Here is a 15,801-nt window from a genome sequence, read left to right on the forward strand (position 1 = left end):
AGCGGAAATACCCTAATTAAAAATCCAGGGAGCAAGATGCTCCCACTCCAGTCATATCAAAGAATTCGAGGAGTGCGGGCATCTTGCCCGCTTCTTAACAAATTTTCATGTCCGCTTGCGGAAACCGGACTTGATATGAAACACCCGAATTGAAAATCTACAAAGCCAGATTGAGTCTGTTGTTCACTCCCCCATCTCCCCATCTCCCCATCTCCCCACCTGTTTGAATCCTGTCAATAGGTGTCTAGTGCTGTATAAAGAGAGTATCAGTATGGGAAGGGACTCATTTCCCTCTGTTTTCTAACTATTCATGATACAGACTCAGGTTAAACTAAGAGCCGGATAACCGGATGCCCGAAAAGTCGGGTGTTCAGTTGTGAATAGGATAGAGAAGGGTTAACCTTTCTATTGACTGCCCCCCGATCCTCTTTTTAACCTGAATCTTCAAGCCTATGTCCTTTAGTCTGCTCAAGCGACTGCGAAAAAACTATCATACCCAAGCCATTAGCCGACGCAATGGTAAGTCTTCACGCTTGAATCAGTGGTTTAAGTGGTTATCTCCTGGATTGTTTGTTAAGCGTTGGATGGTGATTAGCGCTGGAGGCATGATTCTAGCCACGTTTGGATTGGCGATTTGGACGAAGATGACTCCGGTTTTTTATTTGCTGAGATTAACGGAGGCGGTATTGAGCGGTTTGGCTCAGTTGGTTCCGAGTACGATTAGCGGGCCGTTAGTGGCGATCGCCGGAATTCTACTGATTTTGTGGGGCCAGAGTCAAACAGTTAATTCCATTAGTCAGGTGCTGATGCCTCCTGGAGATGAGGAGTTGGTGGATCGGTTGATGAACCATCGTCGTCTGCATCGGGGGCCGAAAATTGTGGCTTTGGGAGGAGGAACGGGGTTATCAACGCTGTTGCGAGGACTGAAGCGCTATAGCGCTAATATTACGGCCATTGTGACGGTGGCGGATGATGGGGGGTCTTCGGGGCGGTTGCGACGGGAGTTGGGAGTGCAGCCGCCTGGGGATATTCGCAATTGTTTGGCGGCTTTGGGGGATGAGGAGAAGTTGTTGACGGAGTTGTTTCAATATCGGTTTAAGACGGGGGATGGTTTAGCGGGCCATAGCTTTGGTAATTTGTTTTTGACGGCGATGAGTGAGGTGACGGGGGATCTGGAGCAGGCGATCGCCGCGAGTTCCCATGTGTTGGCGGTTCGGGGTCAGGTGTTACCAGCGACGTTGGCCGATGTGTATTTATGGGCGCAAATGGAGGATGGCCGCCGAATTGAGGGGGAGTCTCGGATTCCGGAGGCGAAGGGGAAAATTGTTAAGATTGGTTGTGTGCCGGAGTCTCCACCGGCTCTACCGGCGGCGATCGCGGCGATCGAGGATGCTGATTATATTATTATCGGGCCGGGCAGTTTGTATACGAGTGTAATCCCCAATTTATTAGTGCCGGAGATTGTGGAGGCGATCGCCAAAAAACGGGTTCCCCGCATTTATGTCTGTAATATCATGACAGAACCAGGAGAGACCGATGGCTATACCGTTGCCGATCATATTCGGGCGATCGAGCAGGTAGTGCAAAGGCGAATTTTTGACGCGGTTTTGGTGCATAAACGGCCCCCTTCTGAAGCTGCTCTGATCCGATATGCCCAGCAGCGTTCCCATCCCGTATTTTTGGATCGGGAAAATGTGGCCGAATTAGGCTATCGGATGGTGATGAGTAATGTTATGGATGAAGATGCGATCGCCCATAAAGTCCGCCATGATTCCCTTGAGTTGGCAAAAGTCTTATTACGTTGGTATGGCCGTGTTCGGGGTTTTTGACATACTCCCTGCCCTTCCAGGGCGGGGATTCTCCACTCAAACAGCAATAGTAGTCTGGGACGCAGCGATCATCGCCTAACGAATCAGTTGATGCCCCGTTCTAATTCTTAGATCCTTTTCCCTTGCTAGATGAGGTACATTAATGACTGTTTTTAACGATAGCTAAAATAGCTCAAAGCGCCACCGAGTCTGTTGTTTGTTCCCCCTATCCCCCTATCTCCCCATTCCCCCATCACAGCGCGAAGCGCTGTATCACCCTCCCCACGATTCAGATTGCTGCGATAGAACATCGGTTCCTATGGATTCAACATCACCCGCAAATTTTGACAACGCAGTAACTCCACTACAGATAAACCCCGATTGCCTTCAATTTCAGCCACATGCTCGATCGCCTTTAACAAATGTTCCATTGCTTCTGGTTGAGTATAACCCCGCCGACTCGCTACCCGAACGGCTGCCCGATCTGCTTCAATCAGAGCATCACTTTGACGGTTTTTACGTCTGATTTGCGTCACCGCTATAGCCGTCAGTCCTCCACCGGCAATAATTCCCAAAGCATCCCCTTGGAGCATCTCAACCAGGGTTCCGAGCAAACCCAAAGCAACTAATCCTTGATAGAGATTGGGTTGAAACCATTCCACCTGAGACACCCAACAAACCGCCTGTAGCACCACTAAATCTTGCTCAGGCAGGGGTAATTGGCGTAAAAGGTCAAAATTGATATAAACCGGCCGCGATCGCTTCCAGGGCAAAGGAAAGGGAGCATGAATCACTTGGGGCTGTTCGGGTTTGCGGATCAATTGCACGAACATGCGCCCAGAAGCGGGCATCAGTTCCATCAGCCGAGGCAGTTCTGGGTCGCGATCTCGATACATTATTGAGGGGTAACCTCCAAACCCTTCACCAGAGTAGAAAGCAGACTAGGCACTTGATCCGCTCCCCCTTCCGTCGCAGCAATCAAGACCAAAAATACATCCTGTTCCGGTTGAGTAGAAATCAGAGTACCACTCATCGGTTGGCTATTACGTCCTTGGGTTAAGGTTCCTGTCCAAGGCACTTGCACCACCCCTTCATCCAGGGGGATATAACTTTGGGCGATAAATCCTTCTCCCCGTTGTAATTCCTCAATAGCAATTTGGGCCAAAATCCCATTTGTCAGCCGTTGCTTAGTAATCCGGGGTAGGCGCAAAACCGTATAAGCCACTTGGCCATCTGGGGATTCAAACAGAGGAGATTTTCCCGTTGAACCCACCTTATAACCTTGAACAATTGCCATTTGATAAAACCCATCGGGATCTTGATAAACACCCCCAATCTCTAATGGGGATGCCGTTGGCACTTCAATGGCTGGAGTTGGCTCTGGAGTGGGAGGAGAGGGAGGGGGAGGTAAGGGAGAGGGAGAAGCTTGGGGAGTGGGGGCTGAAGGTGTAGGGGGTACAGAGGGGGAACTTTCCGGAGAAGGGGGCGGTTCGGGTAGGGTTTCTGGACTTGGAGAAGGGGGAGGTTCGGGTAAAGCTTCTGGACTCGGAGAGGGGGAACTGTCCGGAGGACTGGGAACTTGGGCGATGGCAGGTTGCTCTAGGGCAGCTTGTCCGCTAGACCCAGACCACTGAGGGCTACCTAGAATTAATCCTAGGGCAGTTACAACCATTAAACCAAGGAGCCAAAGTCGATGGGGTTTGGGTTTGAGCATGGGACGAGGGATTTAAATGGGTATGCTTTTGGTTTAAGTCCCCTAGGGGCTTTTCTTGCGTCCGGGGTAATCTAGAAAACAAGAGTGAACTTTTCCAAGTCAAATCCAGAAAAGTTGCCAGCTTATACTACCATTTTTAAAGCGGCAGGAGTATCAGGTGAAAACGATCGCCTAGAGTGATAGCACCTTAATTTGTGAACTTTCACCCTGTAGACCATTGGCTTGTAGGGTCAGGCGATCGCCCGTTATCCTTTGAATCGGAGTGCCATTCATCAGGGCCAGAAACTCATCGACGCTCTGCAACTCACAGGCTTGAGGATCGGAGTGTTGGGTTTGGTAATGGGTAGGAATGACAATTTTAGGGTTGAGCATATCGAGGGCTGCTTTAGCCTCTTGTGGGTCATAGGCTTTGGGGCCTCCTCCCACGGGAATCAACACCACATCCGGCCGACCGATGAGAATTTTCTGCTCTACGGTAATGGGAGAAGCCATGCCCCCTAAGTGTAGAATTTTAATCCCGGCCTGTCTCCACACCCAAGCCACATTACTGGGGAAGCGGCTACCGGGCCGTTTTTCTAGGCGCTCGGCTGCTATTCCCCGCACCTGCAACCCATCATCGAGTTGATAATCTCCCGGTTCAAACAGGAGTCGGGGTTGGCCGGGAAGGTCTTCTACATAGCCTTCATCTAAGAGTTGGGAACTAATTAAGACGAGATCGGCTTCTACATTGGGGGCGGGGTATTTAGCGGTACAACCAATGGGGCGAAAGGGGTTGACTAAAATCTGATGGCCGCCCCCCATAAACCGGAAGCAGGTATGGCCGAGGCTCTGTATGGTCAGTCCACTGGGGGTTTGGGCTTGTATGGGGGCAGAATAGGCAGAACTGACAATAGTCGCGATCGCCATTGCTCCTGTCATGCTAATAAAGTTGCGCCGTTTCATGGGTAATTAATTCTCTCTCATCCACTATTGATTATCTATGGTGCGGTTTATCTATGTATGGTGCGGTTTCGCTTTTCCAGAAGAGAGCGATCGCAGAAAGTTCCGCAATAGGTCTTTACCTTTCGTGGTGAGAATACTTTCGGGATGGAACTGAACGCCTTGAATGTGAGGATATTGACGATGACGAACCCCCATAATCGTACCATCTTCAACCCAAGCGGTTATTTCCAGCTCGTCTGGGCAACTGCTGCGGTCAATAACCAAACTATGGTAGCGAGTCGCATTGAGAGGATTTTCTAGACCGGCAAAAATCCCTACCCCACTGTGATGAATGGGTGAGGTTTTACCGTGCATGAGGACAGGAGCCGAGACAATTTTACCGCCAAAGACTTGACCGATACCTTGGTGACCCAGACACACCCCCAAAACGGGTACTTTTGGCCCTAATTTGGCGATCGCCTCTAGGGATACTCCCGAATCTTCCGGTCTTCCCGGCCCAGGAGAAATCACGATCGCATCCGGTTTCAGGTTTTGAATTTCCTTTAGAGATATGCGATCGTTTCGATACACCTGAATGGCTTCGGCTTGCGGGAACTCTTCCCCCAATTCAGCCAAATATTGAACTAAATTGTAAGTAAAACTATCGTAGTTATCGATAACAATGATCATGGGAACTGTTAGAAGAACAGGAGAAGCATTTTAGGCAAGAGTAGAATCACACCGACCAGAATTGAGGCGATCGCCGAGATCAACACCGCTCCAGCCGCACAATCTTTAGCAATTTTCGCCAATTCATGATAGTTCTGTTCTACCGTTAAATCCACCACGGCCTCTAAAGCCGTATTGAGCAACTCTAGCACCAAAACCAAACAAATCATCACCGCTAAAATCGCCGCTTCCACCGCATTGATATGCAACAGCGATCCCAGCATCATCACCAAACTGGCACAGATCACATGAATGCGAAAATTTCTCTGCGTCCTAAAAGCATAAGTCACTCCAGCCCAAGCATACTTAAAACTGGTGAATAAATTTTCAGCCACATGCCAAGACAAGTTACGATTAGCCACCCTTGAGGAATGGGTCGATTCAACGGTTGAAATAGAGAGTTTACTGGACATAAGGTTCACCATAATTGAGGGCAAAGCTGGGGATCTGTCTATATTTGCTTTTGTTGGATTCTGTCTTCTGTAGAGCAACCCAGGCCATCAGCAAAAACTGAATTCACCATGAGGTTAACTCATATCATCGAAGTTGACATCCCCTCACAGTTGCCCAGCTCTAAACCTACTTGCTCCAGCAGAGACTCTTGTTTTGCCCACATCGCCTCTAAACTGGCTTCATCGGGATGATCCCAACCCAACAAATGTAGTAAACCATGGGCAGCCAGCCAAGCGAGTTCCACCGTTTCTGAATGTCCCTGTTGTTGGGCCTGATCTTTGGCTATCTCTACCGAAACGATCAGATCCCCTAAGTATAAGGGGTCTTCGCTCTCTGGCAGAAGAGGGGTATCAGTCTCTAGAGCAGCAAAGGCTAGAACATCCGTAGGTCGATCTTGCTGGCGATATTGGCGATTAAAGCGTTGAATCTCCTGATTATCTGTTAACCGTAAACTCAATTCATAGGCAGGAGCTGGAGGAAGATCGAGGCTCTCTAGCCAAGTACAAAACCATTGATGCAAGAGTTCTGGTGTAACCGGAGACTCAGGGATAGTGAGGTCAATATTAACTTCAACATCCATGGAAAAACTCTCCTATCGGGTGAGGTAAGAGAGTCCCACTAACACACCCAAGAGGGCAAGAGTAGTTAGGGTAAAGTGGGTTAAGGATTTTCTGCCCTTACGCACCATGTTCCTCATCGCGAGTTTCACGTAGCTGGCTTGAGGTTCTTCTGGGGAGGTTTCGGGTTGCTCGGCAGGGGTAGGAGAGGTTTGGGGTTCAGTCATATCAAGGCTATTGAAGTTTATTCTTTCAACTGTAACAGTTTTGTTACAGTTTTAAACCTTTTCCATCATGATTTGATTTTTATGTAAAACCACGGATTGGGTTTAGGGGATATTGAAGAAAACTTGACCCAATCTTGTTGTGTTTTCCTTTGTTCTTTACCGATTCTTCATCTGCTATGGGATAGCCTGGAGAGGATAGCAGAGTCTATCGTTTGGAGGAACCCAGTGCCGTGAAGTCCCAACAATTGATCTTAGCTCTAATTCTGTTATGTTTGCGGTTATTGCTGACGGGTTGTACCATGCGACCGGTAACAAAGACGGCTCCCCTAATACCGGGAAGACGCAGATCGGATCGGAAGATTTGTTTACCTTACTTACAACCTTGTGCGATCGCCCCTCAAGAGACCCTAATTACAACACACAATTGATCATCTGCTAAAATTCCAATGATCATCCTTATCAATTAGTGGAGGAATAGAAATGATCATGCCCAATTTTTTACTCATCGGTGCAGCCAAGTCTGGGACTAGCTCCGTCCACAACTATCTCAGTCAGCATCCTGAAATTTATATGAGCAAAAATAAAGAACCCAATTTTTTTGCTTACGAAGGATGGCAACCGGATTACTGCGGATCTGGAGACGCAGAAGCTCCAACTAATGTAAAAACGGTTCCCTACTTAAAAGATTATCAAGCTCTTTTTGATGGAGTAACGAAAGAGAAAGCAATTGGAGAATCTTCTCCTTGTTATCTCTATATGCCAGAAGCACCCACACGCATTAAACGCTATATTCCAGAGGCAAAATTGATAGCTATTTTGCGCCATCCTGTTGATCGAGCTTATTCCCGTTATTCACACTTTTGTCGTAATGGACGAGAGACACTAGATTTTAGTGAATCCTTAAAGGAAGAAGACAATCGTAGAAAAAATCATTGGGCCCCAGGGTGGCGTTATCTCGATTTTGGTTTTTATAGCATTCAAATTCAACGGTATTTAGATCGATTCGATCGGGAGCAAATTCAGATCTATCTTTACGAAGATTTGAAAAGCGATCCTAAACATATGATCAAAAATATTTTTCAATTTCTAGGAGTTGACGATACATTTCAGCCTAATTTATCTGTTAAGTATAACCAATCTAATATTCCCAAAAATCGAATTTTTCATAGATTTATTAGCGAGAACAATATTTTAAAAAGTATGATTCGACCCTTGATTCCTGCTAAAATTAGAAAGCCGATGGCGGCAAAAGCTTACCGAAAAAATTTAAGCCGACTCAAGCCCCTGTCTCCAGAACTGCGACAGGAATTAATTCCCATCTTCAGAGAAGATATTTTAAAGCTCCAAGATTTGATTGGGCGAGACTTGTCCCATTGGCTCGTTTAGCTTTGATTATAAGGAAGTCCCCTTTTTTTAAGGGGGATTTAGGGGGATCAAAGTGTACCGCATAGCAGAGCCAACTGCTGTAACAACTGCTTCAATTTCGGTGGGGTCAAGAATCAAGCTAATACAGCAGTTGTCACGCTTTATGCGGTACATTAACGGCAGTTTTTAAAGATAGACAGAATAGCTCAAATCTCGCTTGAGCATGTATTTCACTCCCCCCATTCCCCCATTACAGCGCAAAGCGCTGTATGCAGGCGATCGCCTCAACCAGTCGTTCAATTTCCCCAATTTCGGTAAAGTAGTGAACACAAGCGCGGACACAGTTCGGATGCAAGATTGTCCTCACCATCAAATTTTGGCTCTCTAAAGCACCCACAAGTTGCTTATGTTGACCGCTTTCGAGTTGGAAGGAAATTAAACCGGATTCGGGTGGCGTTGCTCGCAGTCGATGCACTTGGGGGATTTCTCCCAGTTTCTCCCAGAGTATAGCACTGAGTTTACAGATTTGATCATAGCGCTGTTGAACAGTTCCCCAGGATTGATGGAAAGCGATCGCCGCTCGCAGTCCGGAAAGTAGGGGATACGCAGATGTCGCCACTTCATAGCGTCGGCCATCGGGTTTCCATCCCTTGGGTTGTCCGGTGGTGGTGGTGAGAATGCCGCGCCAACCGATATAGGTGGGATTGAGGGTTTCTAAGGCTTCGGGACGCACGTATAAGCCGCCTAATCCTTCCGGGCCACACCACCATTTATGACCGGTAAAGGCATAAAAATCTACTCCATCATCAGTTAAATTCAGGGGTAAAGAGCCGACCGATTGAGCGGCATCGACTAAGATTTGAGTGTTGGGATTTTGCGATCGCACTGCGGCTACAATTTCTTTTTGGGGCAACACTTGGCCGGTATTCCAGAGCAGATGGCTCATGATGACCAGTTTAGTATTAGGTTGGATATGGCTGGCGATCGCCTCTACCGGATTTCCTTCATTCAACGTTTCCAAAATCGGACAAGTGGAGAGCAAAACCCCAAACCGACGACTAATTTCTTGAGCTGCGGCAATAATTCCCGGATGTTCACAATCGGTTAATAAAAGATGATCGCCTGCTTTCCAAAGAATTCCCCACAGAGCAATATTACATCCCGTAGACACATTTTCCGTCAGGGTAATGCTACTAGGAGGAACCTGAAGTTCCGTCGCCATAGCTTCCCGTGTTTTCTGCAATTCTTCAGCCACCCAATCCCCGATTACATGGGAGAAGGGCCCTATATTTTGGATATGACGATAGGAGTTAAAAATGGCTTCTAGTGCTGATTCTGGTAGCGGCCCTTGACCCCCATAATTAAAATATCCTTTATTCTTGAGAGCGGTAAGCTGTTGTCGGTGTTCAGTCAAGTTCATATCAATAGAGAGCATTTTCATAGCAGAGTAGCCAGTATCCGATCGCAAAGGGTATGAGTTTCTCCTTCAGAATCAAGGATTTCAATTTTTAGGCGATCTCTCTCCGGTTTCATTGCTTCTGGATAATAACATTGGGCAATCCAGCCACTATAAACATAATTGGGTTTTCCCCAATATTGGGCCACATCGGGACGCAGGCAAGTGGGTAAACAGTGCTGTTGGAGGGTTCCATTGAGGAAAATTTGGATATCTTCAACAGTTATATCAGAATGCAAAGCAACCACCCATCCTTCCAATTCTAAAATCATCCCTGGGCCATCTGAAGTCGCTTGAAGGGTGGCGCGGTCTAAATTAGATTGAATATTATTAGACCAAATATTATCTAAGACTTTGGAGCGCCACCAATTCGCCTGAGAGCGGATCGCGTCTTTCCAAGTGGTTTTAGGGGCTGGTTGAGTCCCTATGCCATCCGGTAATAAGGTTTTCATCCAGTTTAAGACAATAATCCGTTCTTTCTGGCGATCGCTCACTGCTTTAATCATCAGCATACCCGTTTCTAAATCCACTTCCTCCGGTAGACTGAATGCACACCACCATCCAGCTTGTTCCGTCCATCGCGGATCGATGTCCAAAACTTGCGCTGCTTTTGGGGAAGGAGTGGACGGGATACATTTTTGCAGTAATTGATTCCCCCCTTCTCCTTTCCACCAGACTTGGATTTCTGCCACCCCATGATCCGGTTGCACTATGGCGCTCCATCCCCGCAGGAAAAATCGCCCCTGATCGTCCATGAAATAGTCTTCTAGAGCGCCTTTGGGGGTAAAATTGATGTTTAAATCAGAAAAGTCACAATCCGGGGTTTTAACCACCACATAGAGGTCTTGTAGGGTAAAGGCTCTGGGGATACGAGTATAAGAAACTTTATCATCCATGGAAGTGGCGATCGCCCCCTTCACAAACTCCTCCGTCACCCAAGTCGAACCATATTCCGCCCGATCCAGAGATTGACTTTCACTTTGCTCCACAAATAAAATCCCCGATTCCGGCATCTCATAACCCGGTGGTTTCACCGCTTGGTCATGAACACTAAACAGCAATAAACCACCCGGTAAAAGTAAATCATATAAACGCTTTAGCCATTGCACAAACCGATCTGCGGGCAAGTGGCTAAATAAAGAATAAATTACAATACAATCAAACTTTTCCTCACAGTGATAACTGCTCGGATCGACCACCGAATAAATCCCATTTACCCCCAACTCTTGGGAGACAAAATTAACCGCATTAGTATAAATATCCGAAGCCCAAATCTTGTCCTTATCCAGTTTTTCTCGCCAAAATCGCGTTAACCGTCCATACCCACAAGCAAACTCTAAAAAACGGCCAATATTATGCCAACCCCGATGATGCCATTGGATCGCTTGATCCACGCGATCGACAATTTCCTGAGCTGACTTAAAATAGGCTAACATCGCCTGCTCTTCTTGCCCTTCATAACGTTGTGCATCCAGCAAAAATAGCAACATCTCATCTTGGGGATGAATCTGGGTATTCAGAGACTTCAAGTCACCAAATTGATCCGCCAAGTATTCCCCAATCAAGGTAGATGGCTGAATGTTTTGATTGCACATTTTGGACATTAAACCTTTTTCAATTTGGTTTTGAATAAGCTGTCAAATTTCTGACACCATCGCTCAAAGCAAAGGGGCATAGCCGATGGGGTGGTCTCTTTCATCTCGGTAACACCGCCGTGGAATAACTCACCAATAACGATTATAATCTGATTTTACGTTTTTTTGTTTGAGTTCCGCTATGACGTATAATGTTAAAGTTGAGCGGTGTGGAAGCATCTTACAACGAAGTCAGACGCTTTCCCCTTCACATCCGCTCCAACGCAGGGTTAGGTACAAAGGCTTGGGGGTGTTGGTTATGCTATTGTTAACCCAACCATCGACAAAAATCTGTCAGATTATGCTTCTAATCGAGAGCCATTTACTCAAAACTCCAGAAAGTAGTTACCTTCAACAAAATGCATAAAATTTTAGTCCTGTGGGCCACTAGTCGCTCGCGCTCGACTGCTTTTGAACGGATGATGTTTGAGGGAGGTGACTTTCATAAGATTTGGAGATGAAAAGCATGAACAAGACTAACATTGATGCTGGAATGGATATCGTAACTGATGTCGTAATAGTGGGGAGTGGATTTGCGGGACTCAGTGCTGCGATCGCCGCCGCTCAAGCAGGAGTATCCGTCATTCTGGTGGAAAAAGAAGCAAGCTGTGGGGGGAACTCCCTGATCAGTGGTGGTACTTTGACCGTCGTGGGTTCCCCGATTCAGACACGAGAAGGCATTGCAGACTCCTTTGCCTTGCTCAAGCAAGATATGTTAACCGCAGGCAGACAACTGAATAATGTGGCTTTAGTTGAGACGATGGTTCAGGAATCCTACCCAACATTGCAATGGCTTACAGAGGAACTAGGGGTAAAATTCAAGGATCGGGTCGATCAGTTTGGGGGCCATTCTGTACCCCGCAATCACAGTCCTGAAACGCTTTCAGGCTCTGAAATACTGACCGCAATGCTGACCCAGGCCAAGTCCCTAGGGGTTGAGATTAGAACCCAAACCCGACTCACTCGGCTCTTGACAACACCGACTCAAACGAACACCACGCCTCCGATGGTTACGGGGGTTGTCGTCAAAACCCCCGATCGGGAGATTCAGCAGATTGGGGTAAATCAGGGCGTTGTATTAGCGACCGGTGGGTTTTCTGGCGATCGCACTTTTCTGCAACAACAGGCTCCCCACTTACTAACTGGACTGGATCATACCAACGTCCCCCATGCCACCGCCGAAGCCCTGATTGAAGCCATGAGAATTGGTTCCCAGTGCGTGGACTTAGAGCAGGTGCAGCTTGTCCCCTGGGTCTCACCGGATGAAACGGGATATGGTATTGCCCCTCTATTTGGCAGTTACACCGTTTTAGCCTATGGGTTGGCTATTGATCCGGTAACTGGAAAGCGTTTTATTAATGAGCTGGCCGATCGCAAAACCTGGGTAGACACCCTATTGACCCTGGGACATCCTTGTATTGGCATCGCTGATACGGCAGGTATGGAAAATTCTGGGATTGATATTGAACCCTATTTAGCCGATCGAGCAGTCGTCAAGAAATTTTCAACCCTATCTTCCCTTGCCGCAGAATATAGCATTCCCGATACCGCATTACAGCAAACCCTGGATCGATACAACTACTTTGTGGGACAACTCCATGAAGATCGAGATTTTGGCAAATCCTTACGCGATCGGGCAAAACCCTTAAACCCGCCATTTTATGCTGTACGCCTATGGCCTAAAGTGCATTACACCATGGGAGGGGTAAAAATTGATGCTCAAGCACAGGTTCTTGGGGTTGGGGATCTTCCCATTGCCGGACTTTACGCTGCGGGTGAGGTCACAGGTGGAATCCATGGGGCTTGTCGTTTAGGAGGCTGTGCCATGACAGAATGTATTGTGTTTGGTCGCATTGCAGGGCAAAATGTAGCCAAGCATAGCATTACTTAACAATCATGATTAGTCATCAAGAACGATACGATCGCTGGCCCCCTGATTACAATCAAGATGTTGCAGAAAGAAACTATGATGGCCCCCAATATATTGTCAACTATCTTATGGAGCTAAACGACAAAGGGCAAATTGCTATTCATCCAACCCCTGATCGTGGAAGCTCAAAAAACAGGAGCCTATCAAACCCTGATTGGCTGGCAAGATTTAAATCATCCCCTCCCCTTTTTTCTACAGGGTCAGTACGATCTGACCATTTGTTGTGGCGTATTTGCTTTGGATTTTGTCAAACCTGAGTCCTTGAAATGGTTAGCCCAAGTCACTAAACCGGGAGGAATTGTCGCCCTGTCTACCAAGACAACCTATTACGACACCTACGATTTTGAAGGCTATTACAAGCAATTACAAACAGAGGGTAAAATTCAACTGATTGATTGTCGGATGAATCAGCCTTATCTCGGTGCTGAAGCCGATGGTCATTACTGGGTGTTTTCAGTCAAAGCGATGTGAAAAAATAGGATCGAAATAGCGCCCAATAATCTGCGAGTGAAAAAATGGTAAAAACCTGTTTGTTTGTCAATAATCGCGAGCCTTACCCTGAAACCTGTTTTGACCATATTTCTGGCATTGATATGGTGTGGTATCAGGATCATTCCGATCGCTTTTCCTTAGAAGAAGCGATCACCAACAATCCCACCACTCAGATCTTAATCACCACCCTGATGGACTGGAGTGCAGCTCATCTTAAGCAGTTTCCCAACCTTGAACTGATTATTACAATTACGACGGGAACTGACTACATTGATAAAACTTACTGTCAACAGCACAACATTAAAGTCCTGAATACCCCTGGCTTCACGGGGGCATCCGTTGCTGAACATGCCGTTGCCCTAATGTTGGCCGCAGCAAAACGGTTAGTTGATTTTAACCACAAAATTCGCACAGGTGACTATCAAATCTTTGAGCATCAAGGCATTGAACTGTTTGGCGCTCAAGCTGGCATTATTGGCATGGGCCGGATTGGATCGCAGGTTGCCCAAATGTTACAGGGCTTCGGGATCAACGTTGTCTACTGTAACCGCACTCAGAAGGTCAGTGATTTGGGGGTGCAGGTCGATCTCGATACATTATTGAACACTAGCGATATCATCTTTTTAACTCTCTCCTTAAATGAGACTTCTCGTCAGATGATTAATCAAGACACCCTTGCTAAAGTCAAACCCGGTGCTATTCTCATCAATATTTCCCCTGACGATCTCATTGAGTTTTCTGCCCTCCAAAGCGCCTTAACCAAGGGTCAGCTCTCCTATGCGGGCTTAGATATTCACCATGAGGACGATCGCTTCTTGAACCTGCCGAACACTATTTTGACACCTCGCCGTGCTTGGTATACTCAAGCTGCCTTTGAGCGTCGGATCAAAATTTTTAGTCAAACCCTTGCCGATTATATGCAAACTCAGCCCTAGTATTCTGTCAGGATTATTTTGCGATGACTCTCAAGCTTTTACTCATTCAGGGGGCTAACATGACCTCTCTGGGCGATCGCCAAGGCAGTACCTATGGCGATCTCACAGTTGATCAACTTAATCAAATGTTGCAACAACATGCCAGTCAATTGGGTTACAAACTCGATATTTTTTACACCAATATTGAAGGTGAAGCCATTAATAAGGTATATGCCAGCGTTAAAGATGGGATTGACGGCATCTTGTCCAATCCAGCAGGCTTCACCTACAATGCTTATGCTCTGAGAGACTGCCTCACCTACGTTGCCCCTCCCTATGTGGAGATTCATATCACCAATATTGACAAACGAGAGATCAAATCAGTTCTATCCGTGGCAGCCGCAGGAGTTGTCTATGGATTTGGTATTGATTCCTATTTTATCGCTCTTGAAGCAATGTTGAGACTGCTTAATCATGAAACCTATCAAAATCCTTGAAATCTGTTCTGAACTCGGTGCGGCTCAATTGGGAGCGAGTATGGGGGCTGATGCAATTCGCATGGCTGCCCACAAAGCGGGGAGCGATTTTTTTAGCAAATATCCAACAATTCGATTGCCCGATCGCAATTATTTGTTATCCAATCGCCAGCACAATCAGGGCTGTTCCCATGTCAAACGACTTCGCTATATCCTCGAAACCTGCCAAATCGCCTGTAATACAGTAACGGAAGTATTGGAGCAGGGTGAGTTTCCTCTCGTGTTTTCAGCAGATCACTCCTCGGCTGCCGGAGTCATTGCCGGAGTCAAGCAAGCCTATCCTGAAGAACGCCTCGGCATTATTTGGATTGATGCCCACAGCGATATGCACTCTCCCTACACCACCCACTCTGGCAATATGCACGGAATGCCCCTCGGTAGTGCGCTAGGCTTGGATGCAGAAGCCAGAGAATGGTTGAATACTAAGCCCAATCCCTTGCCCTTGGCAACCCAAAAACAATGGACGCACCTGAAGGAGTTGGGAGGCATTTCACCCAAGGTACAGCCTCAAGACTTAATTTTGATTGGGGTGCGCTTCTTTAAACCGGAGCATTCTATTTTGATTCAACAATTAGGAATTACGCTCCACAGTGTGGCTGATATCCGAGAGCAAGGTGTAGCATTGCATATCGAGCAAATCAATCAGCAGCTCCAGGACTGCGATCGCCTTTACGTTTCCTTTGATGTGGATAGTTTAGATTGCCATACCGTCTCTTTTGGCACAGGAACTCCTGAACCGGATGGGTTGTATTTGTCTGAGGCGATCGCCCTGCTAAAATCGATCGTGGCAAATCCTAAAGTTTGCTGTTTAGAGATTTCGGAAGTCAATCCCGTTTTAGATAACAAAGGTAATGCAATGGGTGAGGCTGCTTGGCAAGTCTTAGAGTCTGCTTTGGTTGTTTGATCTTTTCCGATTATGAACTAATATCAAATCCGGCAATTCACTGTAATAAAAAAGCCAGGGAGCGAGACGCTCCCACTACAATAAATTCAAGGGTTTCAGTAGTGCGGGCATCTTGCCCGCTAGTTAGCCTCTATCCAAATCAGTCCAGAAGCTAATTCGAC

At 46.9% G+C, this 15,801-nt stretch carries 17 protein-coding genes; 8 read left to right on the plus strand and 9 right to left on the minus strand.

Going from position 1 to position 15,801, the window contains the following annotated elements:
• The first annotated feature begins 452 nt into the window (after positions 1-452).
• Positions 453-1,829, plus strand: a complete 1,377-nt coding sequence (locus PMG71_RS08390) for a gluconeogenesis factor YvcK family protein (protein WP_283753212.1) — start codon at positions 453-455, stop codon at positions 1,827-1,829.
• Positions 1,830-2,125: 296 nt separating this feature from the next.
• On the opposite strand, the gene PMG71_RS08395 is transcribed toward PMG71_RS08390, so the two are convergent.
• The 7 genes from PMG71_RS08395 to PMG71_RS08425 all read right to left on the minus strand — a co-directional run bounded on the left by PMG71_RS08395 (position 2,126) and on the right by PMG71_RS08425 (position 6,409).
• On the minus strand, positions 2,126-2,704 hold the full coding sequence (locus PMG71_RS08395) for a DUF3318 domain-containing protein (protein WP_283753213.1): 579 nt from the start codon (positions 2,702-2,704) through the stop codon (positions 2,126-2,128).
• Positions 2,704-3,522, minus strand: a complete 819-nt coding sequence (locus PMG71_RS08400) for a hypothetical protein (RefSeq protein ID WP_283753214.1) — start codon at positions 3,520-3,522, stop codon at positions 2,704-2,706. Before PMG71_RS08400 ends, PMG71_RS08395 begins: the two co-directional genes overlap by 1 nt.
• Positions 3,523-3,693: 171 nt before the next feature.
• Positions 3,694-4,464 carry an MBL fold metallo-hydrolase gene (locus PMG71_RS08405; protein WP_283753215.1) on the minus strand — a complete coding sequence of 257 codons (771 nt, stop codon included), beginning with the start codon at positions 4,462-4,464 and terminating at the stop codon, positions 3,694-3,696.
• A gap of 51 nt (positions 4,465-4,515) precedes the next feature.
• The gene (locus PMG71_RS08410) at positions 4,516-5,133 is read right to left on the minus strand and encodes an anthranilate synthase component II (RefSeq protein WP_283753216.1); all 618 of its coding nucleotides are present in this window, start codon (positions 5,131-5,133) and stop codon (positions 4,516-4,518) included.
• Between the two features lie 8 nt (positions 5,134-5,141).
• The gene (locus PMG71_RS08415) at positions 5,142-5,585 is read right to left on the minus strand and encodes a diacylglycerol kinase family protein (RefSeq protein WP_283753217.1); all 444 of its coding nucleotides are present in this window, start codon (positions 5,583-5,585) and stop codon (positions 5,142-5,144) included.
• Positions 5,586-5,704: 119 nt separating this feature from the next.
• Positions 5,705-6,205, minus strand: coding sequence for an rRNA maturation RNase YbeY (gene ybeY, locus PMG71_RS08420; RefSeq protein WP_283753218.1), 501 nt, complete (start codon positions 6,203-6,205; stop codon positions 5,705-5,707).
• Positions 6,206-6,217: 12 nt separating this feature from the next.
• Positions 6,218-6,409 (minus strand): DUF3285 domain-containing protein, encoded by a 192-nt coding sequence (locus tag PMG71_RS08425; RefSeq protein ID WP_283753219.1) that lies wholly within the window; start codon positions 6,407-6,409, stop codon positions 6,218-6,220.
• A gap of 230 nt (positions 6,410-6,639) precedes the next feature.
• Here PMG71_RS08425 and PMG71_RS08430 point away from each other — a divergent pair, with 230 nt between their 5' ends.
• Complete coding sequence (locus PMG71_RS08430; protein ID WP_283753220.1) at positions 6,640-6,837, plus strand: hypothetical protein; 198 nt, start codon at positions 6,640-6,642, stop codon at positions 6,835-6,837.
• 52 nt (positions 6,838-6,889) lie between these two features.
• Positions 6,890-7,795, plus strand: a complete 906-nt coding sequence (locus tag PMG71_RS08435; RefSeq protein WP_283753221.1) for a sulfotransferase family protein — start codon at positions 6,890-6,892, stop codon at positions 7,793-7,795.
• A 229-nt stretch (positions 7,796-8,024) separates the two neighbouring features.
• On the opposite strand, the gene PMG71_RS08440 is transcribed toward PMG71_RS08435, so the two are convergent.
• Positions 8,025-9,215 carry an aminotransferase class V-fold PLP-dependent enzyme gene (locus PMG71_RS08440; protein WP_283753222.1) on the minus strand — a complete coding sequence of 397 codons (1,191 nt, stop codon included), beginning with the start codon at positions 9,213-9,215 and terminating at the stop codon, positions 8,025-8,027.
• Positions 9,212-10,834 carry a class I SAM-dependent methyltransferase gene (locus PMG71_RS08445; RefSeq protein ID WP_283753223.1) on the minus strand — a complete coding sequence of 541 codons (1,623 nt, stop codon included), beginning with the start codon at positions 10,832-10,834 and terminating at the stop codon, positions 9,212-9,214. Before PMG71_RS08445 ends, PMG71_RS08440 begins: the two co-directional genes overlap by 4 nt.
• Before the next feature lie 496 nt (positions 10,835-11,330).
• Here PMG71_RS08445 and PMG71_RS08450 point away from each other — a divergent pair, with 496 nt between their 5' ends.
• The 5 genes from PMG71_RS08450 (at position 11,331) to PMG71_RS08470 (ending at position 15,640) form a co-directional block, all read left to right on the plus strand.
• Positions 11,331-12,755: a flavocytochrome c gene (locus tag PMG71_RS08450; RefSeq protein ID WP_283753224.1), complete on the plus strand. Its 1,425-nt coding sequence runs from the start codon at positions 11,331-11,333 to the stop codon at positions 12,753-12,755.
• Positions 12,756-12,911: 156 nt separating this feature from the next.
• The gene (locus PMG71_RS08455) at positions 12,912-13,265 is read left to right on the plus strand and encodes a class I SAM-dependent methyltransferase (RefSeq protein ID WP_283753225.1); all 354 of its coding nucleotides are present in this window, start codon (positions 12,912-12,914) and stop codon (positions 13,263-13,265) included.
• A 44-nt stretch (positions 13,266-13,309) separates the two neighbouring features.
• Positions 13,310-14,221 (plus strand): 2-hydroxyacid dehydrogenase, encoded by a 912-nt coding sequence (locus PMG71_RS08460; RefSeq protein ID WP_283753226.1) that lies wholly within the window; start codon positions 13,310-13,312, stop codon positions 14,219-14,221.
• A 23-nt stretch (positions 14,222-14,244) separates the two neighbouring features.
• The gene (locus tag PMG71_RS08465) at positions 14,245-14,697 is read left to right on the plus strand and encodes a type II 3-dehydroquinate dehydratase (RefSeq protein ID WP_283753227.1); all 453 of its coding nucleotides are present in this window, start codon (positions 14,245-14,247) and stop codon (positions 14,695-14,697) included.
• Positions 14,675-15,640, plus strand: a complete 966-nt coding sequence (locus PMG71_RS08470; RefSeq protein ID WP_283753228.1) for an arginase — start codon at positions 14,675-14,677, stop codon at positions 15,638-15,640. Before PMG71_RS08465 ends, PMG71_RS08470 begins: the two co-directional genes overlap by 23 nt.
• Positions 15,641-15,801: the final 161 nt, after the last annotated feature.

It is taken from the genome of Roseofilum acuticapitatum BLCC-M154 (assembly GCF_030068475.1).
In the GTDB taxonomy this organism is placed as follows: domain Bacteria; phylum Cyanobacteriota; class Cyanobacteriia; order Cyanobacteriales; family Desertifilaceae; genus Roseofilum; species Roseofilum acuticapitatum.